Genomic DNA, 22,940 nt, shown 5'->3' with positions numbered 1-22,940 from the left:
CGCCATCGCGTTCACCGAGTCGGTGAGGTCCTTCCAGGTGCCCGAGACCCCCGGCACCTCGGCCTGGCCGCCGAGCTGGCCCTCGGTGCCCACCTCCCGCGCCACGCGCGTCACCTCGGAGGTGAACAGGGACAGCTGGTCGACCATCCCGTTGAAGACGGTCGCGATCTCCTGCAGCAGGCCGTCGCCGTCCTCCGGGAGCCGGGTGCCGAAGTCGCCGTCCCGTACGGCGGTGAGGCCGGCCAGGAGCTGCCGCAGATCCAGTTCCGGGTCACCGCCGGCGGCGCGCGCGGGTCTCGCGCGCTTCGCGGTGCCTGCCCTCTCGACCATGTCCACCCTCACGATCGCCGTTTGACCAGCAAAAAGAAAGCATATAAAGCACTGCTGAAGGCCATGTCCCATGTGCCCGCGCCGGGGCCGGAGCGGGCACACCGGCCTGCAAGGCTACCCGGCGGGCGATCTCCGCGGATCGCCCTCGGCGGCGAGGTGTCAGTGTCGATCACGACTTCGGGGTACATCCGCAGCGTGCACGTACTGCGTCTGTGCTCCGTCTTCGCCGCGCCCGTCACCGCGCTGCGGGGCAGGGGCGTGCGGTTCGACCCCGTCGGGGGCATGCAGAACCACTGCGCGCGGCTCAGCGAGGCGCTGGACCGGCTCGGCGTGCGGCAGACGATCGTCACGACACGCCCGCCCACCGCCCCGCGTACGGAGGACTTCGGGCGGCACGGACGCGTGCTGCGGCTGGGACTGCCGATCGCGGCCGGCCGGCAGATGTACGCGGCGGCGGCCTGGCCGCTGCTGCCCCGGCTCGCGGAGGGAGCCGACCTCGTCCACGCTCACCTGGGCGAGGATCTGGCCGTCGTGCCGCTGGCCCTGCGGGCCGCCGGCCACGCCCGCGTGCCGTTCGTCCTCACCGTCCACTGCAGTCCCGGCCACACGCTCCTCGGCCGTACGCCGCGGGCGCTGCTGCTGCGGCATCTGGGCGGCGCGCTCGAACGGCGGGGCACGGCCCGCGCCGACGCGGTGATCGTGCTCACCCCGCGGATGCGGGACGTCCTGGCCGGCGGCGGTGTCCCGCAGGGCCGCGTCCACGTGATCCCCTCCGGCATCGCCCCCGCGTTCGTCCGGCCCACGGGCCCGCATCCGCTGCTCGACCGCGTGCCCGCGCCGCGCGTGCTCTACGTGGGCCGCCTGCACGAGCAGAAGGGAGTGGACGTCCTGCTGCGGGCGCTCGCGCTGCCGGCCGACCCGCCGGTCGAGCTGCTGGTGGTGGGGGACGGGCCGCGTGCCCGGGAGCTGTGGGAGCTCGCGGAGCGGCTCGGCGTCGCCGCGCGGGTCCACATGTGCGGCTTCGTCCCGCACGAGGAGATCCCCGCGCTGCTCGGCGGCGCGGACCCGCTCGTGCTCCCCTCCCGGTACGAGGAGCTCGGCACGGTCCTGGTCGAGGCCATGCACGCGGGCAACCCGATCGTCGCGACCAGGGTCGGCGGCATCCCCGACCTGGTCGAGGACGGCGTCACCGGGCTGCTGGTCCCGCCGGGGCGGCCGGAGCCGCTGGCGGCGGCCATCCGCCGCCTGCTCGACGACCCGGCGAAGGCCAAGGAGATGGCCGCCGACGCCCGGCGCAGGGTCGCCGAGCTGCGCTGGGACCGGCTCGTCCACCGGGTCCACGCGGTGTACGGCGAGGTGCTGCGGGCGCGGGCGGGAGTCCGGGGCGCCCCGGCCTGAACCTCAGCCCGTGGAGTCCCGGCCCGCGTCGAAGACCTCCTCGTAGTGCTCACGCGCCTGCTCGACCACCGAGTCGTCGAGCCACGCGAGCGGCTCGACCTGGTCGATGAGCGGCTCGTGGTCGGGGCCGCGGCCCACCACACGGCCGGTCAGCACCCACGCGTGCCGTTCCTCGTCCTTCTCGGCCAGATGCGTGTATTTGCAGATCTGGCGGGCCAGCCAGTCCCGCAGCGGGAGGGTCCACCAGCGCTCGGCGTCGAGCACGGTCACCGACAGGCCGGGTAGCTCAAGACGGCTCTCGTAGTCGACGCTCGGCTTGCCGGCGTCGGCGTCGGGCCCCTTGGAGTACCGCAGGTACAGGCCGGGCCGGTGCTCGACGAGCTCGGTCAGCTCGTCCAGGCTCTTGATGGTGGGTATTCCGCTCACTTCACCCCTCCGCGGTCCCGCTCCGCCGATCCGCCCGCTCCGCTCGCGACGGGGGCCGGGCGCGGCTCTCTCATCCGCCCGGGCGCCGTCGTCCCGGTCCGCCGCTCCGCGATCGTCCGCGGTAGACGTGTCCCGCCAGGTCATGCGGGGTACGGAGGGCGCTGGTCCGGTGGCACGCCGCCGCCTTCTCCGCCGCCCTTGTTCCCCTTGTCGGTGCCGTGCGGCTGCCCGCCCGATTTCGCGGCGCTCGCCGACTCCGGAATGACGTCGATGTTCTCGTCGTTGGCGCCGCCCCCGCCGGAACGCCGAAGCTCGGGCTGCTGAGGCTCGGTCATCGTTCCTCCTTACGGACCGCCGTGAAGGCCGAAACGGACTGTCCGCAACCATCCCCCGGCGGTGCTGTCCTCCCCTCCCCATCCGCCGGAAGGGCAAACCCGCACCGTGAAAGCGCGCCGAGGCCCGTACGCCCCCGGGGCGATCGAATTAGCGGCCGGGACGGACCGCGCGTACGTAGTGGAGAAGGGCGGGCAGGTCGCCTTCGTCCTCGATGTGGAAGCCGGCGTCCGGGATCAGGGAGCCGAGCAGATCGCGCGGGTCGTGCCGCATGGCCGGGCCGGTCAGCATCCCGACGAGCCGGGCGGCCAGAGCGTTGCCCGGCGGCCGGAACTCCGCGATCACCAGACGGCCGCCGGGGCGCAGCACCCGGAACATCTCGCGCATCGCCGGCGGCCGTGCGTCCTGGGGGATGTGGTGGACCGCGAGGCTGGAGACCACCGCGTCGAACGAGCCGTCCGGGAACGGCAGGCTCTGGCCCTCGCCGACCACATAGGTGCAATTCCCGGGTGCCCGGCGACGGGCGTACTCGATCATCGGGGGAGAGGGGTCGATCCCGGTGACGTGCCCGCTGGGGGTGACGACCGGCGCGAGGATCCGGGTGAGGTAGCCGGTGCCGCATCCCACGTCGAGGATCCGGTGGCCGGGGCGGGGCCCGGCGAGCGCGGCGACGCGGGTGAAGGCGGCCCGGCGGCCTCCCCCGAAGCCGATCGACGTGAAGATCTCGTACGCGCGCGGGTGGTCGATCGTGCCGCCCGCCTCCGCGTGCTCGGCGTGATCGTGCAGCAGCCTGCCCAAGCCCATGGTGTTCCCCTCCATTGCCGAACTGTCTGTTCGGTAATGAATGCTCCGTTCGCTATGGTGCCCCCGTCAACGATCAGACGATCCGCGGTGTGCGGAACCGAACAGGAGCCGCGAAATGTCCGACGACAGGCGGGTGCGGCGCACCAGGCGGGCCATCCGGGAGGCGCTCGTGGCGCTGATCCTGGAGAAGGGCTACGACGCGGTCACCGTGACCGACGTCATCGAGCGGGCGGACGTCGGAAGGTCGACGTTCTACGCGCACTTCCACGACAAGCAGGACGTCCTGGTCAGCAACATCGAGCAGCTCGCCTTCCTGCGCCCGGAGACCTCCGCTGCTCCGGGGGAGCTCTTCGCCTTCAGCCTGCCGACGTTCGAGCACGTGCGGGAGCAGCGACGGCTCGTACGCGCGTTACTGGGGCGGCGCGGCGGCGGCCTGGTGCCGGCACGCGGCGAGCAGATACTCGGCCGCGTGGTCAGGGACGAACTCCTCGCCGCGGGCGCCCGGCCGTCGCCCGCGCTCGACCGTCTGGTGATCTGCGTGGTCGGCGCCTTCCTGGCACTGCTGCGCGCCTGGGTGGACGGCGACATCTCCGCCACCCCCGCCGAGCTCGACGCCACATTCCGCGCCACCGTCCTCCCCGGCGTGCGGCCCGTCCTGCTCCAGGGATAGTCGCCGCGTCTCAGAGCCGGGGCTTTTTGGCCTGGTAGAGCCATGCGTCGAAGAAGGGGCGGAGGTTCTGCCCGCTGAGCTTCTCCGCGAGGCTCACGAAGTCGGCCGTGGTCGCCGTGCCGTGCCTGTTCTGCTGCGCCCAGGTCTTCAGCAGGGGGAAGAACACCTTGTCCCCGATCTTCGTGCGCAGGGCGTGGACGGTCATCGCGCCGCGGAGGTACACCGCGTGCTCGTCGAACATGTGCTCCTGGCCGGGATCGCCGGTCTTCAGGTTCCAGAAGTGGCCGGTCCTCCGGTAGTGCCGGTCGAAGATCTCCTTGGCGGACGGCCCGCCGTGCTGCTCCTGGTAGAGCCACTCGGCGTACGTCGCGAAGCCCTCGTTGAGCCAGATGTCGCGCCAGCTCCGCACGCCGACGCTGTCACCGAACCACTGGTGCGCCAGCTCGTGCACGATCTCCAGGTTGTCGGTCGGGCCGCCGCTGTAGACGGGCCGGCCCTGCGTCTCCAGCGCGGTCACCGAGCCGTTGCCGTCGGCGATGCCGCCGGTGGAGGAGAACGGGTAGGGGCCGAACAGCCCGGTCTCCCAGGCGACCGCCTCGGCCGTGAAGTCGTGCAGGTCCTTCGACTTGTCCGCCAGGGCCGGGTCGTAGGCGGTCACGTTGGGCATGCCGGCGACCGTGCCCTCGCTGACCACGAAGCGTCCGATCGCGACCGTGGCGAGATAGGGCGCCATCGGCTGCCTCATCTCCCACCGCACGGTCTTGTAGCCGTCGTCGTCCGCGCCGTCCGTCCCCGTACGCTCGCCGTTGGCCAGGACGGTGAGTTCCTCGGGCGCGGACACCCGGAAGGAGAAGGTGGCCTTGTCCGCCGGGCTGTCGTTGGCCGGGAACCAGCTGCGCGCGCCGTCCGGCTGGGACGCCACGAACGCGCCGTCCTTGGTCCTGATCCAGCCCTGGTGACCGGTCGCGTCCGAGACCGCCTTCGGCGTGCCGGCATAGGAGACCGCGACCGTGAACGTGCTCCCCGACCTCAGTCCCTTCGCAGGGGTGATCACCAGTTCCTGGCCGTCGCGGCGGTAGGCGGCGCGGGCGCCGTCCACCAGCACGCCGCTGATCGGCGGCCCGGAGAAGTCGAGGTTGAACCGCGACAGGTTCTGGACGGCGGTCGCGGTGATCGTGGTGGTCGCGTCCACCTCGTGGTCGTCGGGGTCGAACCGCAGGCGCAGGTCGTAGTGCCCGACGTCGTAGCCGCCGTTGCCCTGGAGGGGATAGTAGGGGTCGCCCGCCCCCGCCGACCCGGGGAGGAAGGTGACCGGCTCCGCGGCGGCCGGAGCGGCCGAGGACGCCATCACGGTGAGGCTCGCGGCGAGGGCGGCTAATTTACGCACCATCCCCCCATAATGGGGATTTTTGCCGGAAAGCGGTAATTCATCATTATTAGTCACTTTTATGGCGACTTTTCCCATAAATCACACGGGTCACTCACCCGGCCATCGCCGCGTCCACGAGGTCGAGGCCGAGATCCTGTGCCTGACGGACCGGCAGACCGGCGTCGGTGAACCAGTCGTCGGTGGCCTCCGGATGCGGGCCGACCACGGCGACCCGGCCCGCGCCGTACGGCGTGACGAGCGCGGCGACGGCGCCGTTGGGGTAGGTGGCGAGCACGCTGGCCTTGTTGCCCGGTTCGAGCAGGAAGCAGGGACCGTCCTGGAAGAACACGCTCCTGTTCCGGCCGCGCCACCGCACGTCGACGAGCGTGTCCTCCTCGTCCTCCACGGTCGCGCCCGGCGTGACGATGTACTGGTCGGTGTCGCCCGGCAGCAGGGCGAACCCCGGGGTGGCTCCGGCGAGATAGCCGCCGAGGCAGAAGCCGAGATAGCGGCCGCCCCTGGCGACGAAGTCACGGAGCAGGCCGCGATGCCGTCTGAGGTGCCGGTAGCCGCGGTCCAGATCCCCGCCGCCGGGCTGGGCGTACACGGCGGCCCCGGCCAGCGCCTCCGCCGTGAGCGGGATCTCCTCGTGCGGGCCGGTGTAGCGGACGTCGAAGCCCCAGCGGCTGGCCTCCAGCAACCCGGCGACCGCCTCGGAGCATCCGGGGATCGAGGCCGGGCCCCGGTAGACGAGCGCGAGCGGCCGCCCGGAGCGTGGCGGAGGGGCCTTCTCCGGACGGAGGACGCGGCGGAGGGTTTTGAGGATGCCCACAGTCGATCCCATGTGTTCTCCCAGACTGTCAGGCGAGGCCGGCCTGCGCCGGGATGCCCCGCCAGCTCGTGCCCGGCGTGAGCCGCTCGCCCTTCATCAGCAGCGACAGAGCGCCGAGCGACACGTCCTCGCCCACCACCGAGTCGTAGAGCACCACGGCGCGGGTGCCGATGCTCGCGCCGGACCGCACGGTCACGGCGGACATCTTCATGACCCGGTCCTCGAAGAGGTGGGTCTGCAGGGAGACCCCCGATCCGATCGCGACGTCGTCGCCGATCTCCACCAGGTCGAACTCCGTCAGGTAGGTGGTCGCTATACAGGTGCGCCTGCCGATGCGGGCCCCGAACCACCGCAGCACGGGCGGGAGGAACGGGGTGCCGGCCAGGAGAGCGACCCCGGCCGGCACCGCGGCGGCCTCGTACAGCCCGGTGACGAACTCCGTGCGCCGGACGAACCGGCTCCACAACGGCTCCACCCTCGGCCGGTACTCGCCGATGAGGAGTCGCTTGGCCGCGACGCAGCAGCCGATCATCGCCAGCCCCGCCGCGCAGGCGACGAACGGCGCGGCGGCCACGACCGCGGGCAGGGGCAGGACGCGGGCGAGCGCGTGCACGCCCAGCAGGTAGAGGTAGAAGCCCGCGCCGAACAGCGTCGCCGGGAGGGTGGCGCGGAAGAACTCGATCGCCAGGCGGTGGAGCACCAGCCGGCGGGGCGGCCGGAACGTCCGGTCCTCGGAGAACGAGCCGCTGTCCTGCCGTACGGGCAGGTGCATCGGGGGAGAGCCGAGCCACGAGGTGCCCTCGGGAACGCCGTCGGACGGCGGGATCGTGCTGACGCCCACCAGGGACCCCGGTCCCATCCGCGTCCCCGCCGGGATGACCGCGGCGTTGCCGACGAACGCGCGCCTGCCCACCTCGGTCGGCAGGAAGGCGACCCGGCCGCGGGCGAAGCCCGCGGCTCCCACGCTCGCCATGTCCGCGACGAAGCTCTCCTCGTTCAGCGTGAGGAGGTCGGGATCGAGCTGCGCGGCGGTGGACACCTCGGCGCGGCGGCCGACCCGCGCGCCGAGCAGCCGCAGCCACGGGGAGGTGTAGAGCGTGCCGTAGAGCGAGTTGGTCGACCGCAGGCTGAACTCCAGGAGCTTGTCCACCGCCCACTTGCGTACGCCGAGCCAGGAACGCGCCGGGTGCACGCCGACCGGCGCCTTCGCCAGCACGAGGCGCTTGCCGGCGGCCACCGCGGCGCAGACGACGGCCACGTACAACGGGCCCGCCACCAGGACGGCGGCCGGCCCGGCCGCGAGACCGCCGGCGGCCACGGCCGACCAGACGACCAGGACGCTCGGCACGATCGAGGCCACCATGACCGCCTCGAGACAGCAGAGGACGGCCACCGCCGCGGCCACGTGCCGCGGCCTCCACCCGGCCGGCGCGGGGGAGCGCAGCATCGTCTCCACCACGGGCCCGAGCGACTCCACGGGGCTCGGCGGCGACCCGGCCCACCGCGCCCCCTCCGGCACCGTCTCCCCCCGTGTCAGCGCCGACTGGTCGCCGAGCCCGGCATGGGCGGCGACCCGCGCGCCCGGGCCGAGCACGACGCCGTTCCCGACGAACGCGTGCGGACCGACCTCCACGGGGGCGACGACCACCCAGCCGTCCACCACCAGCCACGCGTGCAGGGAGGACCGGTATCCGACCGAGGCGCCCGCGCCGATCCGCAGCAGCGCCGGGAGGTTGACGTCGGCCGTCGCGACGGCGGCGCCGGGCCCGACCCGCGCGCCGAGAAGCCGCAGGTACGCCCCCATCATCGGGGAGCCGCTCAGCAGCGGCAGCGGGGAGACCGACAGCAGCAACTGCAGTGCCCACAGCCGCAGGTAGGTGACGCCCCACAGCGGATATCGGCCGGGCCGGATTCCGGCCGCCAGCGGCCGCGCGAGCAGCACCGGCAGCAGCCAGTGCACCCAGACATAGGCGGTCATCGCGGCCAGCGCCAGTGCGGCGAGCAGGTCGGCGCCGTCACCGGGCAGCATCAGCCACCCCTCGTCCCTCCTCGGGACACCGGGAATCGGGCGGGGGGTGGTCCAATCGTGCAGCGTGACGGAGAGTGGCAGTGTGATCACGAGCAGCAGCAGGTAGATCACCGCGCTCTGCGCGGCCCCGGCCAGCGCGATCCGGCGGCCGCCGTGCCGGAGGGGAGCCGGGCGGGGCGGGGCGGCCGGCTCCGGCACGCCCGTACGGCCGCCCAGATGCGCGGCGAGGCGGCGCACGGTGGGGTTGGCGTAGAGGTCGCGCACCGCGAGGCCCGCGCCGATCTCACCGGCGCGCAGCAGCGAGACCACGCGGGCCGCCAGCAGGGAGTGACCGCCGAGGTCGGTGAAGAAGTCCGCCTCGACCGACAGCGACTCGGGAGCGAGGCCGAACGCCTCCGCCCACACCTCGCGCAGACGTGTCTCCAGCTCGCCCTCGGCGGGCGTCACCGGCCCGGGGCCCACGAGGCGGCGGCCGGTCGGCGGGGGCAGCTTCCGGCGGTCCACCTTGCCGCTCGGCATGGCCGGCAGCGCGGCCACGACGTCCATGAACGCGGGCAGCATGTACGACGGCAGCCTGCGGCGCAGCCGGTCGTGGAGCCGCCCGGCGAGGGCCCGGCCGCCGTCGCCGTCCCCGTCGCCGTCCCCGTCGGCCGCCGCGGGCACGACGTAGGCGGCGAGTTCGCCGCCGGAGGACTCCGTGCCGGGCACGGGCACGAGGGCGGCCACGGCCTCGGCGACGCCCGCGTCCTCCAGCAGCACGTTCTCGATCTCGCCCAGGTCCACCCGATGTCCCCGGATCTTCACCTCGGAGTCGGCGCGGCCCAGATATTCGATCTCCCCGTTCGCGGTCACCCGGCCGAGGTCCCCGGTGCGGTACAACCTGCCGCCCGGGGGAGCCAGCGGGTGCTCGACGAAGCGGTCGGCGGTCAGGTCGGGGCGGCCGACGTAGCCGCGGGCGACGCCGGGCCCCCCGATGCAGATCTCGCCGACCTCGCCGTCCGGCACCGGGTCGCGCCGCTCGTCGAGCAGCACGACGGAGTAGGTCGGCAACGGCCGGCCGATGGTGACCTGCCGCCCCGGGAGCAGTTCGGCGCAGGTCGCGGTGACGGTCGCCTCGGTGGGCCCGTACGTGTTGAGGATCCGGCGGCCCGGCCGGCTCCACCGCTCCACCAGCCGGGGCGGGCAGGGCTCGCCCCCGACGATCAGTGTGCGCAGGCGCGGCAGCTCACGCGGGATCGTCGCGAGCAGCGTCGGGACGCAGTAGAGGATCGTGATCCCGCTCTGGTCCAGGAAGTCCGCGAGCTCCGCGCCGAACTGCGGTAAGCCCGCCGGGCCCGCGACGAGGGCGGCGCCGGCCGACCACGTCGGCCAGATCTCCTCGATGGAGAAGTCGAAGGAGATCGTCATCCCCTGATAGACCCGGTCGTGCGGCCGCACGCCGTACAGGCCCGGCACGACGTCGAGGAAGTTGCGGATGCTCGACTGCGCCACCTCGACGCCCTTCGGCCGGCCGCTCGACCCCGAGGTGTACATCACGTACGCGACCGGATCGTCGTCGGCGGCGCCGTCGGGCGGACGGGTGACGGGAGCGGCGGCGAGGCCGGCGCAGGCGTCGAGCTCGAGCACGCGGTGCCCCAGCGCGACGACGGTCAACGACCGGTCCGACGTGGTGAGCACGAGGTCGGCGCCGGCGTCCCCGAGGATGTAGCCGACGCGGTCGGGCGGCGACTGCGGGTCGATCGGCACGAACGCCGCGCCGGCCTTGCCCACCGCGAGCAACGCCACGTACGTGTGCACCGACCTCGGCAGCAGGATCGCGACGCGGGACCCGCATCCGACTCCGAGGTCGCGCAGCAGGTGCGCCAGCCGGTTCGCCCGGGCGTCCAGCGCGGCGTACGTCAACGTGAGCTGTCCGCACTCCAGGGCCGTCGCCCCCGGTGTCAGGTCACAACGTGCCTCGAAGACGTGGTGCAGGCGTCCGCGTGATCGCCTGGGCGGAATCCGCGAGCCGCCTCCGACCTGTGCTGTTCGCGATGCGTGACTCGGCATGATCACCCTTTGGCCGATCGCGTGTGACGTGAGCGGGTTCGTCGATCCGCACGAAGAGTGTCCGACGCGACCCGCGAGACGGACGCGGGATCATGTCCGCCGCCGGATTCCCTGATGCCCGATGACACCGCCGTGAGGCGGTCGTCCTAGGGATTGTGTGCCCCCTATGCCGCTACGCTCCGGCAGCGAATTCCCCAGACAGGGCAAAAGTACGGCGATGACGGCCGTGCCGGTCTCAGGAGCGCTGCTCGCGTTCGGCGAGGAGCCGGGCGGTCTCGTCGGAGACCTCGCCGGCGAGGACCGCCGTGACCACGTCGATCAGGTGGCTGGTGAACAGGCGGTCGTCCCGTGCCGGGGCCGCGCCCGCCCGGCGGGCCAGCTCCACGTACGTCATGCGGATCGCCATGAAGCGCTGGTGCAGGCGTACGGCGGCCTCGGGGAGCAGCGGGGCGACCAGCTCCCGCCAGCGGCCGATGCTGCCGCCACCGCCGTCGTCGGGGAGGCCGGGCGGCATGCGGTGGAGGAGTTGCTCCATGACCCGCAGGTAGGCCCGGCCGCCGTCGGGGTCGGCCAGCTTGGCGGCGGCCGGGCGGACGAGCGCGGCGGCGAGCGTGCGGCGTGCCTGGGCCGGCGGCAGCGGGCCGCGTGCCTCGTACTCGTCCAGAAGCTGGTGACGCCGCGCCTCGATCTCCGGCCGGTGCTTGGCGAGCACCGCCTTGAGCAGTCCGGCGCGGTCGCCGAAGTGGTACTGCAGCGCGGTGGAGTTGCGCTGCCCGGCGGCGGCGTTGATCTCGCGCAGCGAGACCGCGTCGATGCCGCGCTCGGCGAACAGGCGCTCCGCGGCGTCCACGAGCCGCCGGACCGTGGTCTCCGCCGCCATCACGCCTCCCTTGTCGCCCGTACGCCCGAAGGATACGGTATTTCAGGCGATCGCCTTATTTGGTGCGGCAGCCGCATTAGCGGGCGCCCGAGGGAGGATCATGGCCATCGACTTCACGCTCGCCCCCGAGCACGAGGAGATACGCGCGCGGGTGCGGACGTTCATCCAGGAGACCGTGATCCCGGCGGTGAAGCCGTTCGAGGACTCCGCGGAGAAGGCGCTCACCCGGGACGCTTACCTGCGCACGATCGTCGGCCTGCGCCGCCGGGCCAAGGAGGAGGGGCTCTGGCTGCCGCACATGCCCGAGGAGTGGGGCGGCATGGGCCTCGGCCACGTCGAACTGGCCATGGTGCAGGCCGAGGCGGCCAAGACCAGGCTCGGCCCGTGGGTGCTCAACTGCGCGGCGCCGGACGAGGGCAACATGCACACGCTGCTGCACTGGGGCACCGACGAGCAGAAGGAGCGCTACCTGCGTCCGCTGCTCGACGGCGTGACGATGTCGTGCTTCGCGATGACCGAGCCCGAGGTGGCCGGCTCCGATCCCACGCTCATCCGTACGAACGCCGTGAAGGACGGCGACGAGTGGGTGATCAACGGGCACAAGTGGTTCATCTCCAACGCCCGCAGGGCGAGTTTCGCGATCCTGATCGCCAAGACCGAGTTCGACCTGCCGGAGGGCGCGCGGGGCGCCAACACCGCCTTCCTCGTGGACCTGCCCGCCGAGGGCTGGCACGACGTACGCGAGATCGAGACCATGCACGGCTCGACCGGCCACAGCGAGATCGTCATCACCGACCTGCGCGTGCCGGACTCCGCGGTGCTCGGCGGGCGGGGCAACGGCCACCGGCTGGGGCAGTACCGCCTCGGCCCGGCCCGGCTGGCGCACTGCATGCGGTGGATAGCGCAGGCGGAGACGGCCCTTGACATGATGGTGGGCAGGGCGCTGGACAGGTACAGCCACGGGTCGCGGCTCGCCGACAAGCAGGGCGTGCAGTGGATGATCGCCGACTCGGCGATGGAGCTGTACCAGTGCAAGCTCATGGTGCTGCACGCCGCTTCGAAGATCGACAAGGGTGAGGACTTCCGCACCGAGGTCTCCATGGCCAAGCATTTCGTGGCGAACAGCCTCAACCGGATCGTCGACCGCGCCATCCAGATCCACGGGGCGCTCGGCTACTCGACCGACACCCCGCTGGCGCACATGTTCCAGCACGCCCGATGGGCCAGGTTCGCCGACGGCGCCGACGAGATCCACCAGATGCGCATCGCCGAACGGACGATCGAGGCTTACCGGGCCACCGGCTCGACCAGGGCCGCGACGGGAGGACTCCCACTGTGAACACCGACGACATCTCCGGCAAGGTCGCGCTCGTCACCGGGGGCGCGGGCGGCATCGGCGCGGGCGTCGCCCGCCGCCTCGCGGCGTACGGCGCGCACGTCGTGCTGGCCGACGTCGACGCCGAGGCCGGCGAGCGCACCGCGGAGGAGATCGGCGCCTCGTTCGTCCGGACCGACGTGTCCCGGCTGGAGGACAACCAGGCCGCGGTCGCGCTCGCGGTCGAGCGGCACGGCGGGCTCGACCTCGCCTTCCTCAACGCGGGCGTCGCCTCGGGCTGCGGGCTCGGCGAGGACTTCGACCTCGGCCGCTACCGGCGCGTGATGGGGATCAACCTCGACGGCGTCGTCTTCGGCGTGCACGCCGCGCTGCCGGCGATGCGGGCCGGGGGCGTGATCGTGGCGACCGCCAGCATGGCGGGGATCGTGGGCATTCCGCAGGATCCCATCTACGCGGCCAACAAGCACGCGGTCGTCGGCCTCGTCCGCTCGCTCGGCCCGCAGCTGGAGCCCCTCGGCATCCGGGTGCAGGGGTTGTGCCCGTCGTTCGCGGACACCGCGATCCTGGACGGCGACATCAAGGCGCTGCTGGACGAGATGAAGTTCCCGATCCTCGACGTCGAGACGGTCGCGGACGCGTTCTTCTCGCTGCTGGCGAGCGAGGGGACCGGCGAGTGCTGGTTCGTCGTGCCGGGCCGGGAGAGCGAGCCCTTCGCCTTCCGCCGCGCCCCCGGGCCCCGGTGAGCCGCTATGACCCAGTTGGCCGCTCTCGCCCCATGATTCGGTAGCGTGCCGCTGTCGATTCGGAACGAGGACGACGATGACCACCTGGGCGGACTTCCAGTACGAGATCTACCTCAACGGCATGACCGGGACCGTTCCCCGGCTGCCGACCGACCTGACCCGGCTGGAGGAGATGGCCGAACGGCGGCTCGGCCCGGGCCCGTTCGGCTACGTCGCCGGGAGCGCGGGCAGCGGGCGCACCGAGCGCGCCAACCGCGAGGCGCTCGACCACTGGCGGATCGTGCCCCGGATGCTCCGCGACGTGCGTGAACGCGACCTGTCGGTGACCGTGCTCGGCCGGAAGCTGCCCGCGCCGCTGGCGCTGGCGCCGATCGGCGTGTTGTCGATCATGCACCCCGAGGCCGAGCGGGCCGCCGCCCGCGCGGCGGCGGCGCTGGGCGTGCCCTTCGTGCTGTCGTCGGCCTCCAGCACGCCGATGGAGGACGTCGCGGCGGCCATGGGGGACGCCGAGCGGTGGTTCCAGCTCTACTGGGGCAAGGACCGCGAGGTCACCCTCAGCTTCCTGGCCCGGGCCAAGGCGGCGGGGTTCACCGTGCTCGTCGTCACCCTCGACACCCCGCTGCTGGCCTGGCGGCCGCGCGACCTCGACCAGGCGTACCTGCCGTTCCTGCGCGGCGTGGGCACCGCCAACTACTTCACCGACCCGGCGTTCCAGGCCGGGCTCGCCCGGCCGGTGCACGAGGACCCGAACGCCGCCGTCCTGCACTTCGTGGGCATGTTCGGCGACCCGGGCAAGACGTGGCCGGACCTCGCTCTGCTGCGCGAGCACTGGGACGGCCCGATCGTGCTGAAGGGCGTCCTGCACCCCGACGACGCCCGCCTGGCCGCCGAGGCCGGAATGGACGGCGTCGTGGTCTCCAACCACGGCGGACGCCAGGTCAACGGCTCGATCGGGGCGGCCGACGCCCTGCCGGCCGTCGCCGACGCCGTGGCCGACCGGCTCACCGTGCTGTTCGACGGTGGCATCCGCACCGGGGACGACGTCGTCAAGGCGCTCGCGCTCGGCGCGAGGACCGTGCTGCTCGGCCGCCCGTACGCGTACGGGCTGGGGCTGGACGGCCAGGCCGGGGTGGAGCACGTGATCCGCTGCGTGCTGGCGGAGACCGATCTCACCCTGGCCCTGTCCGGCTGCGCCGGCGTCGCCGCGCTCACCCCCGACCTGCTCACGCGGATCTGACCCGGCTCTCGCGCAGCCGGGCCCCGGGGTCGCTCGGAAATCCCGCTGTCCCGGCGGCCTCCGCCGGGCATGGCGCGTCATGGTGCGGGCATGGCTCTGATGAGCCACCCGGAGCGGTTGCCGAGAGGTGGTGACGACGCGTGGCCGCCAGGGATGCGAACGGGGACAAAGGGCGGGGCCGGCCGTCGTCGGCCTTCACGGGACACGCCGCCGGCGACGAGCTCGCGGTCAAGCTGAGCGATCTCGCGCGGACCCTGCAGGACGAGGACACCGCCCAGGAGACGCTGGACGCCATCGTCGGCGCGGCCGTCGACACGGTCCCCGGCGCGCAGGACGCGGGGCTGACCGTCGTCATCCGCCGCCGCGAGGTCGAGACCCAGGCCTCGACGGGCGACCTGGTGCGGCAGGCGGACAAGGCGCAGTACGACACCGGAGAGGGGCCGTGCCTCGACGCCACCTACAAGCACAGGACGGTGCGGCTGCCGGACATGACCCACGAGGAGCGATGGCCGGAGTTCACCCGGCGCGCCGTCGAACTCGGCGTGAGAAGCATGCTCTCCTTCCAGCTGTACGTCCACAAGGGCGACCTGGGCGCCCTGAACCTGTACTCACGTGAGCGGAACGCCTTCGACGACGAATCCGAGCATGTCGGCCTGCTGTTCGCGGCCCACGCGGCGGTGGCGATGTCGGGAGCCCGCCAGCAGGAGCAGCTGAGGCGCGCCATCGCCGTCCGCGACCTCATCGGACAGGCGAAGGGCGTCCTCATGGAACGCCACAAGCTGACCGCGGATCAGGCGTTCTCGCTGCTCGTGCGTGCCAGCCAGCAGACCAACACCAAGCTGGTCGAGGTCGCCGAATACCTGGTGGACACCGGGGAACTGCGCACGCGCGAGGACCGCTGACCGGGCCGGGGCCCCTCGGCTCAGCGGTCGCCGGCGGGTGGCGAGGGCGGTGGGACGGGGGCCAGGCCGAGGGTCTCGAGCAGGCCGACGATGTCCAGGACCCGGTGCGCGATACGGCTCGGCTCGACCACCGTGAGGTGGCAGCCCACCTCGGCCGCCGCGTCCCGGCTCATGAGCAGCGCGCGTACGCCGGACGCGTCGAGGAAGGTGACCCGCGCGAGGTCGAGCTCCATGCGGACCGGCCGCTGCCGGCGCAGGACGTCGAGGACGGCTCTGTAGAGGTGACCGGCCGTGCCGATGTCGATCTCGCCGCACGCGATGATCCGCGTCATTCCGGCCCACGGGCCTGTGGCGGCCCCGCCCCGCGGTGGTCGCCGCAGCGGTTCGTGTCCCGATGCGGGAGCGGGGGAGACGTGGGGAACCATTCGGTACTCCCGTCGTTGCGGCGGGCCGCATCCCCTCACCTCTGAAGGCCACGACCAGCCCAGACATGAGTAACCACAATCGGGCGGCCCTAACCATTCCCGCCCCCTCGGCAAAGCCTCCGCAAAACGCACGATGGGACCGCCGCGGCGCGGCCCCACCGGCGCGTCGATCAGGTGGCCGAGCCGACGTCCTCGGCCAGGGCCTCCTCCTCCAGTTCCTCCCGCCGCGCGGCGGCCGGGTCGGCGGCGGCCGGGTCGGCGGCGGCCATCTCCGCCTGGGCGCGCTCGGCCTCGCCGAGCTGCCGGTGCGCGGCGGTGAGGACCACCGCGCCGAGGAGCACCGCGGCGGCGCCCAGGTAGAACGGCGCGTGCCGGCTGTCGAAGTGCTCGGCGAGCTTGCCCGCGACGAACGGCGCGAGCCCGCCGCCGATGAACCGGATGAAGCCGTACGACGCGGAGGCGATCGGCCGCTCCACGGGCGCGACGGTCATGACCGCCTGGGTGGTGACCGTGTTGTTGACGCCGATGAAGATCCCGGCCACGATCACGCCGCAGATCACGACGGCCCGGTTGTCGGTGAACAGCGCGATCACCAGGATGTCGAGGCTGAACAGCACGAGGTTGGCGTAGAGCGTGCGGGCGATGCCGAAGCGGGCCTGCAACCGCGGGGCGCCGAAGACCGAGAAGATCGCGACGAGGATTCCCCAGCCGGTGAACACGAGGCCGAGCTGGTGCTCGTTGAGCTCCATCGGGTACGGCGCGTAGCCCAGCACCGTGAAGAAGCCCCAGTTGTAGCAGAGCGCCGTCAGGCCCAGGATGAGCAGGCCACGGTGGCGCAGGGCCTTGATCGGGGCGGCGACGCTGGTCTTGGCCGCCGGCGTGGGCGTCGGCCGCACCAGAGTGACGGTGGCGATCAGCGCGATCGCCATCAGGACCGCGACGCCGAAGAACGGGCCGCGCCAGCTGATGCCGCCCAGCACGCCGCCGAGCAGAGGGCCGACCGCGATCCCGACGCCGAGCGCGGTCTCGTACAGGATGATCGCGCCGGCGAAGCCGCCGCTGCTCGACGCGACGATGACGGCGAGCGAGGTGGCGATGAACAGCGCGTTGCCGAGACCCCAGCCGGCGCGGAAGCCGACGATGCCGCCGATGCTGCCGGACATCCCGGCGAGGGCGGCGAACACCACGATCAGGGCGAGGCCCGCGATGAGGGTGCGCTTGGCGCCGATCCGGCTGGAGACCCAACCGGTCACCAGCATCGCCACGGCGGTGACGACCAGATAGCTGGTGAACAGCAGCGAGACCTGGCTGGGCGAGGCGTGCAGCTTCGAGCTGAGGGCCGGCAGGATCGGGTCCACCAGGCCGATCCCCATGAACGAGATCACACAGGCGAAGGCGACGGCCCAGACCGCCTTCGGCTGCTTGAAGGGATTGGATGCGGGGGCATGAGCAGAGCTCACCGGACCTCCTGGTAGTAGCGAGGGGGAGCCGACCGGGCCCTACTCGTCGGCCGCGTTCTGGAGCAGGCGGCGGAGCAGGGGGAGGAACTCGCCGGCGGCCCGCGTCAGCTCACGCAGCTCGCCGGGGGACAGCGTGCCGAGCAACTCGTCGAGCCGCTCTCTGCGCCGGCGGCGCCGCTCGGCCAGCAGTGCGCGGCCGGCGTCGGTGACACCGACCAGCACCGCGCGGCCGTCCTGGGCGTCGACGCCGCGACTCACCAGCCCTTCGCGCTCCAGGCGCTGCACGAGCTGGGTCATCGACGGCTGGGTGACGCCCTGCTCCGCCGCGAGCACGCTGAGCCGCGCCGGGCCGTTCCTGTCCAGGTACGACAGGGTCGTCGCGGCCGTGAGGCTGATGTCGCGCGTGGACAGCCGCCGTACGGCGAGCACCGCGAGGTCGTCCAGGATGGCCGAGACCGGGTGGACGTCCTCGCGGGGATCGGCGTTCGGGGAGACGGACACAGATGTTCCTCCGGACGGGAACCAGATTTACATAGGAAGCCTATACAACTGTCCGGAGTGCGCTGCGTCGCCCCCCCCCGCGGTGAGTGCTGTCAGAACGGCCGGCCGGCCGAAGCGCCCGCCTCCAGCAGGGGGATCATCCGGAAACAGGCGTCGGAGAAGCCGCCGAACCGTGCCGGTTCGCCGAGCCGGTCCGCATCGCCGCGGCCCGGTAGCTCGAAGTTCCGCAGATTGCTCAAAAGCGCCATATATCCCATCGACGGGATGACGGCCGACCAGGCCTGTGCGTCCATCGGGCCCCGCAGCCAGCCGGAGAGCGCCTCCCAGGTCATGCCCGCCGCGGCGAGGCGCTCCGGCGTGGGCAGCGCCGTCCGGCGCTCCTCCGCCGGAAGGACGAGCAGGGCGGCCCGCTCACGCAGCGTGCGCAGCGACGCGGGGATCGGCTTGTCGCGGTTGTGGCGCCGGTCGAGCGCGTGCGCGAACAGGTCGCCCTGCCAGGCACGCCGGTCGTCGGCGGGGGTGGGGTGGACGAGCTCGACGACGTCCCCGAACCGGAAGCCGCGCGCGCCGCTGTCGTACTTGACCGGGGAGCGTTCGGTGTAGAGCCGCCGCACGGCGTCGGCGATGCCGCGCTTGACCGGCTTGGGGACGGCCCGGCCGTATCGGGATGTCCAGTAGGCGAGCGCCTCTCCCGGCTCGTCCGCCCGCTGGAGCACGGAGGCGACGAGTGCCGTCGCGGTCGCCCGCCCTCTCGTAGAAGGCGTCCTCGCCCACCATGGTGGACACCGCGAGGACGAACAGCTCCGACCTGGGGTCGCGGAGGTAGCCGGCCGCGCCCTCGTGCGTACGACCGCGCGGGACGGCCTCGGTGGTCACCGGGCTGACCGGCGCGGGCCCGGCCGTGCCGGTGTTGAATTTCGCCATGAAAACGGGCTCCTTCCACATCAGGGAAGGAGCCCGTCCTCGTTGTCCGGAACGCGTCCGAGATCGGAAGCGGCGACGGTGTCAGCGCTCTGCCGGCTGAGCTACCGACCGGATTTCCGGCCGGGCAGCACTCGAACCTGCGACCACTCGATCCCAAATCGAAGTAACCGTCGCCTTCGCACCGGGAGGTGCTTGGTGATTCAGGTGTCGCTGCGGAGACCGGCGGTCGTTTCTCGCGCCGCCGGATCCTTCGCGACAGCGGAAATCCCAATCACGCCGCGGATCTGTGCGCAGATTGTTTTTTCTGCCGGATCAGCCCCGCTTGGCGGGCGGCCAGCCGTGGCCCCAGCCGCCCTGTGCCATCGTCTGGAACGCCCACCCCTCCTCGGTGCGCACCAGCAGGTCGCCATAGTGCATGCTCTCCCTCCGGCCCTCGACCGTCATCGTCGCCGTGGTCTCCACGAACACGAGGTTGGGGCTGAGGAAACGCGGCGTGCGCGCCGACTCGAGCCCGAGCCCCGCCGTTCCGCCGCCCATGGCCTCCTTCATCGCCTCGACGTACTCCTCGCGCGTCCACTGCCGGACCGCGGCGAAGCCGCCCGGCACGTCCGTGACCAGGTTCATCGGGAAGACCGCGAGGTCGGCCAGCCTCTCGATCTCCCCCTGCTCGGCCAGCGCGTCGTACTGGGCGAACCAGTCCTCGACGCTCTTCAGTTCCTCGTCGCTCGGCTCGTACACGAACAGCCCCTCTCGTTTCCGTATGCCGTACCGTACAACATACGGAAAGGGTTTGCGGTATGAGACGCGGATCACCGGGTAGCCGTGGGCGTCGTACGTCGCGGAAGGCTCTGAACAGGAGGACCCATGGCCGCTCCGGTCGACTGGGGAAGAGGAGTGGCTGACGCCTGGTCGTCGGTCGCCACGTTCGTCCCCAAGTTCCTCGCATTCGTCGTCGTCCTCGCCGTGGGCTGGCTGATCGCCAAGGCACTGCGGAAGGCCGTCGACGCCGTCCTCGAACGCGTCGGGTTCGACCGCTGGGTCGAGCGCGGCAGCGTGGGGCGGGCGCTGGCGCGCAGCAAGTACGACGCGTCCGGTCTGCTCGCGAAACTGGTCTACTACGCGGTCCTGCTGGTCACGCTGCAGATCGCGTTCTCCGTCTTCGGGCCCAACCCCGTCAGCGAGCTGCTCGCCGGAGTGGTGGCGTGGCTGCCCAAGGCCGCCGTGGCGATCATCATCATCGTGGTCGCCACCGCCATCGCCAGGGCGGTCAAGGACATCGTCACCGCCGCCCTGGGCTCCCTGTCGTACGGCCGGGCGCTGGCCACGATCGCGTCGGTGTTCATCATCGGCCTCGGCGTCATCGCCGCGCTCAACCAGATCGAGGTCGCGACCACGGTCACGACCCCGGTGCTGATCGCCTTCCTGGCCGCGGTGGCCGGCATCCTCATCGTCGGCGTCGGCGGGGGCCTGGTGCGGCCCATGCAGCAGCGCTGGGAGCACTGGCTGAACCGCGCGGAGGCGGAGACCGACACCATCCGCGCCCAGGCCGCGGCCTACAGCAGGGGCCGTGCCGACGCGATGGAGACGGTCACCGTGCCGCGGACCGAGCAGCGGGTGGGGGCCTTCGCCCAGCCGGCCCCGGCGGCGTACCCGCAGAATGTCGCGCCGAGCGCCGGTGCCGCGCCGAGCACCGGGAGTGCGCAGGCGCCCCGGCCCGCGTATCCCGAGAGCACTCCGCCGGCCGCCCCGGGCGCACCGACGACCCCCGTCCCCCCGGCCGGCACGGTCTCGCCGGGAAACACGGTTCCGCCGGTCTCGCCGGGGGCTCAGGCGGGCTCCCAGGGGGTTCCGGGAGCGCAGGGGGTTCCCGGAGCACAGGGGGCCGGAGCGCAGGGGGTTCCCGGAGCACAGGGGGTTCCCGGAGCACAGGGCGCCCCGATGCCGCAGGACGCGCCGATGCCGCAGGACGCGCCGGGCGAGGCGCGGCCCACCTCCTCCTGGCCGGATCCTCCGGAGGAGCCTCCTTCGCCGCGCGGGTGAGCGCGGCGCCGTTCGTCGCGGGGCGTCCCTCCACGGGGAGGGGCGCCCCGCCGCTGCTTTGTCAGGCCGGTTCGGCCGCGGCGTCGAGCATCAGGCAGACGGCGGTCATACGCAGGGCGGCGAAGTCGAGCGGCTGGCCCGGTCCGGGCGCCCGCCAGCCCTTCTCCCGCGCGCCGTCCCAGTAGCCGATCAGGTAGGCGACCAGAGAGGCGGGGCCCACCCGCTCGCCCAGCTCCGCGATGGCGTGCCTGACGGCGGCCATGTGCTGGTCGAGCGAGGCGAGGATCCCGGGGTGCTGGTGCCGCAGATCCAGCACGCGCTGCGCGAACTCGGCACGGATGCGGGCAGGCCAGGACTGCTCGGACACGGACGTCCCCCGGAGGATCAAAGCGATGGATGCCTCATCACGATAAGCGCCCCCGGGAGCGGAGCGCTCCAGAATGCACGCTGTCCCCATACGTCTCACCCGGGGCCGGAGGGAGCGGAGCGGAAGGGAGCGAGGGCCGAAGCGTTGTGTCCAGCGAAGCGGACTTCGCGAGGACCGGAGATTCCTTCCGGCGCAGTGACCGGCCCGGACGCGGACCGTGGGTTTCCATCGGCGCGATTGCGGGCCTCGGTGTGCGGCGGAGGTTGCTTCCAGCGCTGACCGGCCCGAGCGAGGGCCGCGGTCTCCGGAGTGGTGCCGGCCCTGCGCCGGGGACCGGGGATTGTGTCCGTGCGGTGAGGGACCACAGCGCGGTGGTCGGTCTCGCCGCGGTTCCCGAGTATGCGTGAAAGGGCCGGACTTCAGAGCGGAGGTGTGCTGGAGCCGCGCACGACGAGCGTGGCCGGCAGGATCCGGGGCGGCGGGGCGTCCGCGCCGTTGATCATGGAGACGACGGCCTCCGCGGCGGCGATGCCGAAGCCGTCCTTGTCCTGGGCGACGGTCGTCAGGCCCGGCGGCACGAGCGCGGCCACCTCGATGTCGTCGAATCCGACCAGGGCGATGTCCTCGGGCACCTTCAGGCCGGCCTCGCCGATCGCGACCAGCGCGCCGACGGCCATCTCGTCGCCCGCGACGAACACGGCGTCGGGCCGGTCGTCGGCCTCCAGCAGGCGGCGCATCGCGGCGTGGCCGCCCGACAGGTAGAAGTCGCCCTCGACCACGAACTCGGGCCGGTACGGCAGCCCCAGCCGGGCCAGCTCGTCCTGGTAGCCCTGCAGGCGCTCGGCGCCCGGCCGCGTGTGCGCCGGGCCCGTGATCGTGGCGATGGCCCGGCGCCCCTGTTCGTGCAGGTGCCGTACGGCGAGGCGGGCGCCGCCGACGTTGTCCGAGGTGACGTACGTGACGCGGGGGCCCTGCACGGGACGGTCGAGGCTGACGCAGGGGATGCCGGATTCGGCCAGTCGCCGCAGTGAGGGGTCCCAGGTGCCGCTGTCGATCATCACCACGCCGTCCAGGTTGTGCCTGCGCACGGCGCGTACATAAGCGTCCTCGGTCGGCTCCCCGCTCGTGGCCAGCATGAGCAGGTGGTAACCGCGCCCGCTGAGCGCGGTCTTCAGGCCGATGAGGATCTCCTGGAAGAACGGGTGCCGCCAGCCCGGGCGGCGGTGGTCGGTGTCCCACACCAGGCCGACCATGAAGGACTTCTTGGTGGCCAGCGTGCGGGCCGACTCGTTGGGCAGGTAGCCGATCTGACGCGCCGTCCGCAGGACCTGCTCCCTGGTCTTCGCATTCACCACCTTGGGGTTGTTGAAAACGCGGGAGACAGTCGCGGGAGACACGCCGCACAGGCGCGCCAGCTCTCTGATCGTTGCCACGGACCAAACGCTATCGCATCTCGCTGTAACCGGTTTCATGCAACCGGTTTCCCCGAAAATACGCAATCATCGGGCGGCGCGTCAACCAGTAAGCAGAATTTCCCTCCGTCACGTTTTCGTGACTTGACAGCGCCCCCTCCTTTTATGTGTGATGGCGGGCATCGGCCGGCGCTTTCTCGTTGCCACGGGCTCGGCCGCTGTCACGTCTCGCAGCCGCTTCCCCTTCCTCCTGCGAGGGAGTTCAGGTGTTCGCTGCGGAACCCCGTCTGCCCGCGTGTGTGCCCGCCGTACGGCTCGGCGGGTCCTGCGGCTGCCGGGGGAACGGTCCCATCGCCCACACGGCCGGCCGCCGTGTCCGGGCTGTTCACCGGAGCGGGCACGGAACCTGGAGCGATCAGGGAATGACGGCGACCGACGAACGCCCCGCCATGCCGCGGACCTTTCCCGCGGGC

Annotated in this window: 22 protein-coding genes; 7 read left to right on the top strand and 15 right to left on the bottom strand. The window is 72.3% G+C overall.

Annotation, left to right across the window (positions count from 1 at the left end):
* Window positions 1–330, bottom strand: a 330-nt coding sequence (locus tag AAH991_RS38245; RefSeq protein WP_346230850.1) for a hypothetical protein, incomplete at its 3' end; no start/stop codon positions are given.
* 195 nt (window positions 331–525) lie between these two features.
* On the opposite strand from AAH991_RS38245, the gene AAH991_RS38240 reads away from it, so the two are divergent.
* Window positions 526–1,728, top strand: coding sequence for a glycosyltransferase family 4 protein (locus AAH991_RS38240; protein WP_346230849.1), 1,203 nt, complete (start codon window positions 526–528; stop codon window positions 1,726–1,728).
* Between the two features lie 3 nt (window positions 1,729–1,731).
* On the opposite strand, the gene AAH991_RS38235 is transcribed toward AAH991_RS38240, so the two are convergent.
* The 3 genes from AAH991_RS38235 to AAH991_RS38225 all read right to left on the bottom strand — a co-directional run bounded on the left by AAH991_RS38235 (window position 1,732) and on the right by AAH991_RS38225 (window position 3,306).
* Window positions 1,732–2,154: a DUF6098 family protein gene (locus AAH991_RS38235; protein WP_346230848.1), complete on the bottom strand. Its 423-nt coding sequence runs from the start codon at window positions 2,152–2,154 to the stop codon at window positions 1,732–1,734.
* Window positions 2,155–2,294: 140 nt separating this feature from the next.
* Window positions 2,295–2,489: a hypothetical protein gene (locus tag AAH991_RS38230; protein WP_346230847.1), complete on the bottom strand. Its 195-nt coding sequence runs from the start codon at window positions 2,487–2,489 to the stop codon at window positions 2,295–2,297.
* 148 nt (window positions 2,490–2,637) lie between these two features.
* Window positions 2,638–3,306, bottom strand: a complete 669-nt coding sequence (locus tag AAH991_RS38225; protein ID WP_346230846.1) for a class I SAM-dependent methyltransferase — start codon at window positions 3,304–3,306, stop codon at window positions 2,638–2,640.
* A gap of 100 nt (window positions 3,307–3,406) precedes the next feature.
* Here AAH991_RS38225 and AAH991_RS38220 point away from each other — a divergent pair, with 100 nt between their 5' ends.
* Window positions 3,407–3,961: a TetR/AcrR family transcriptional regulator gene (locus AAH991_RS38220; protein ID WP_346230845.1), complete on the top strand. Its 555-nt coding sequence runs from the start codon at window positions 3,407–3,409 to the stop codon at window positions 3,959–3,961.
* 10 nt (window positions 3,962–3,971) lie between these two features.
* Here the strand turns inward: AAH991_RS38220 and AAH991_RS38215 are convergent, their stop codons facing one another.
* From AAH991_RS38215 to AAH991_RS38200, 4 genes are all read right to left on the bottom strand, one after another.
* On the bottom strand, window positions 3,972–5,351 hold the full coding sequence (locus tag AAH991_RS38215; protein WP_346230844.1) for a M1 family metallopeptidase: 1,380 nt from the start codon (window positions 5,349–5,351) through the stop codon (window positions 3,972–3,974).
* Window positions 5,352–5,442: 91 nt separating this feature from the next.
* Window positions 5,443–6,174: a BPL-N domain-containing protein gene (locus AAH991_RS38210; RefSeq protein ID WP_346230843.1), complete on the bottom strand. Its 732-nt coding sequence runs from the start codon at window positions 6,172–6,174 to the stop codon at window positions 5,443–5,445.
* Window positions 6,175–6,190: 16 nt separating this feature from the next.
* Window positions 6,191–10,240: a Pls/PosA family non-ribosomal peptide synthetase gene (locus AAH991_RS38205; RefSeq protein ID WP_346230842.1), complete on the bottom strand. Its 4,050-nt coding sequence runs from the start codon at window positions 10,238–10,240 to the stop codon at window positions 6,191–6,193.
* Between the two features lie 235 nt (window positions 10,241–10,475).
* Window positions 10,476–11,120, bottom strand: a complete 645-nt coding sequence (locus AAH991_RS38200) for a helix-turn-helix domain-containing protein (RefSeq protein WP_346230841.1) — start codon at window positions 11,118–11,120, stop codon at window positions 10,476–10,478.
* A 100-nt stretch (window positions 11,121–11,220) separates the two neighbouring features.
* On the opposite strand from AAH991_RS38200, the gene AAH991_RS38195 reads away from it, so the two are divergent.
* From AAH991_RS38195 to AAH991_RS38180, 4 genes are all read left to right on the top strand, one after another.
* Window positions 11,221–12,459 (top strand): acyl-CoA dehydrogenase family protein, encoded by a 1,239-nt coding sequence (locus AAH991_RS38195; protein WP_346230840.1) that lies wholly within the window; start codon window positions 11,221–11,223, stop codon window positions 12,457–12,459.
* Window positions 12,456–13,199, top strand: coding sequence for an SDR family NAD(P)-dependent oxidoreductase (locus AAH991_RS38190; RefSeq protein WP_346230839.1), 744 nt, complete (start codon window positions 12,456–12,458; stop codon window positions 13,197–13,199). The genes AAH991_RS38195 and AAH991_RS38190 overlap by 4 nt, the downstream gene beginning before the upstream one ends.
* Before the next feature lie 76 nt (window positions 13,200–13,275).
* Window positions 13,276–14,436 (top strand): lactate 2-monooxygenase, encoded by a 1,161-nt coding sequence (locus AAH991_RS38185; protein WP_346230838.1) that lies wholly within the window; start codon window positions 13,276–13,278, stop codon window positions 14,434–14,436.
* Window positions 14,437–14,576: 140 nt separating this feature from the next.
* Window positions 14,577–15,338, top strand: coding sequence for an ANTAR domain-containing protein (locus AAH991_RS38180; protein ID WP_346230837.1), 762 nt, complete (start codon window positions 14,577–14,579; stop codon window positions 15,336–15,338).
* A gap of 20 nt (window positions 15,339–15,358) precedes the next feature.
* On the opposite strand, the gene AAH991_RS38175 is transcribed toward AAH991_RS38180, so the two are convergent.
* The 5 genes from AAH991_RS38175 to AAH991_RS38155 all read right to left on the bottom strand — a co-directional run bounded on the left by AAH991_RS38175 (window position 15,359) and on the right by AAH991_RS38155 (window position 19,386).
* Window positions 15,359–15,670, bottom strand: a complete 312-nt coding sequence (locus tag AAH991_RS38175) for an STAS domain-containing protein (RefSeq protein ID WP_346230836.1) — start codon at window positions 15,668–15,670, stop codon at window positions 15,359–15,361.
* A 263-nt stretch (window positions 15,671–15,933) separates the two neighbouring features.
* Window positions 15,934–17,223 (bottom strand): MFS transporter, encoded by a 1,290-nt coding sequence (locus AAH991_RS38170; protein WP_346230835.1) that lies wholly within the window; start codon window positions 17,221–17,223, stop codon window positions 15,934–15,936.
* Between the two features lie 39 nt (window positions 17,224–17,262).
* Window positions 17,263–17,724: a MarR family winged helix-turn-helix transcriptional regulator gene (locus tag AAH991_RS38165; protein ID WP_346230834.1), complete on the bottom strand. Its 462-nt coding sequence runs from the start codon at window positions 17,722–17,724 to the stop codon at window positions 17,263–17,265.
* A gap of 92 nt (window positions 17,725–17,816) precedes the next feature.
* Entirely contained in the window at window positions 17,817–18,440 is a 624-nt protein-coding gene (locus tag AAH991_RS38160; RefSeq protein WP_346230833.1) for a hypothetical protein, read from the bottom strand.
* 520 nt (window positions 18,441–18,960) lie between these two features.
* A complete protein-coding gene (locus AAH991_RS38155; protein ID WP_346230832.1) occupies window positions 18,961–19,386 on the bottom strand; it encodes a nuclear transport factor 2 family protein in 426 nt (141 codons plus the stop codon).
* Between the two features lie 126 nt (window positions 19,387–19,512).
* Between AAH991_RS38155 and AAH991_RS38150 the strand changes: the two genes are divergently transcribed.
* Window positions 19,513–20,688, top strand: coding sequence for a mechanosensitive ion channel family protein (locus tag AAH991_RS38150; RefSeq protein ID WP_346230831.1), 1,176 nt, complete (start codon window positions 19,513–19,515; stop codon window positions 20,686–20,688).
* Window positions 20,689–20,749: 61 nt separating this feature from the next.
* On the opposite strand, the gene AAH991_RS38145 is transcribed toward AAH991_RS38150, so the two are convergent.
* Entirely contained in the window at window positions 20,750–21,055 is a 306-nt protein-coding gene (locus AAH991_RS38145) for a DUF6401 family natural product biosynthesis protein (protein WP_346230830.1), read from the bottom strand.
* A gap of 419 nt (window positions 21,056–21,474) precedes the next feature.
* Window positions 21,475–22,488, bottom strand: coding sequence for a LacI family DNA-binding transcriptional regulator (locus AAH991_RS38140; protein ID WP_346230829.1), 1,014 nt, complete (start codon window positions 22,486–22,488; stop codon window positions 21,475–21,477).
* Window positions 22,489–22,940 lie beyond the last annotated feature (452 nt).

It is taken from the genome of Microbispora sp. ZYX-F-249 (assembly GCF_039649665.1).
Lineage (GTDB): Bacteria > Actinomycetota > Actinomycetes > Streptosporangiales > Streptosporangiaceae > Microbispora > Microbispora maris.
The sequence above is the reverse complement of the archived record's forward strand: the minus strand, read 5'-3'. Positions and strand labels throughout refer to the sequence as shown.

Excerpts from the sequence above, each read along its gene's own strand:
- AAH991_RS38200 (WP_346230841.1), bottom strand. The coding sequence starts at position 11,120 with ATGGCGGCGGAGACCACGGTCCGGCGGCTCGTGGACGCCGCGGAGCGC.
- AAH991_RS38215 (WP_346230844.1), bottom strand. The coding sequence starts at position 5,351 with ATGGTGCGTAAATTAGCCGCCCTCGCCGCGAGCCTCACCGTGATGGCG.
- AAH991_RS38220 (WP_346230845.1), top strand. The coding sequence starts at position 3,407 with ATGTCCGACGACAGGCGGGTGCGGCGCACCAGGCGGGCCATCCGGGAG.
- AAH991_RS38205 (WP_346230842.1), bottom strand. The coding sequence starts at position 10,240 with ATGCCGAGTCACGCATCGCGAACAGCACAGGTCGGAGGCGGCTCGCGG.
- AAH991_RS38175 (WP_346230836.1), bottom strand. The coding sequence starts at position 15,670 with ATGACGCGGATCATCGCGTGCGGCGAGATCGACATCGGCACGGCCGGT.
- AAH991_RS38150 (WP_346230831.1), top strand. The coding sequence starts at position 19,513 with ATGGCCGCTCCGGTCGACTGGGGAAGAGGAGTGGCTGACGCCTGGTCG.
- AAH991_RS38195 (WP_346230840.1), top strand. The coding sequence starts at position 11,221 with ATGGCCATCGACTTCACGCTCGCCCCCGAGCACGAGGAGATACGCGCG.
- AAH991_RS38230 (WP_346230847.1), bottom strand. The coding sequence starts at position 2,489 with ATGACCGAGCCTCAGCAGCCCGAGCTTCGGCGTTCCGGCGGGGGCGGC.
- AAH991_RS38210 (WP_346230843.1), bottom strand. The coding sequence starts at position 6,174 with ATGGGATCGACTGTGGGCATCCTCAAAACCCTCCGCCGCGTCCTCCGT.
- AAH991_RS38185 (WP_346230838.1), top strand. The coding sequence starts at position 13,276 with ATGACCACCTGGGCGGACTTCCAGTACGAGATCTACCTCAACGGCATG.
- AAH991_RS38225 (WP_346230846.1), bottom strand. The coding sequence starts at position 3,306 with ATGGAGGGGAACACCATGGGCTTGGGCAGGCTGCTGCACGATCACGCC.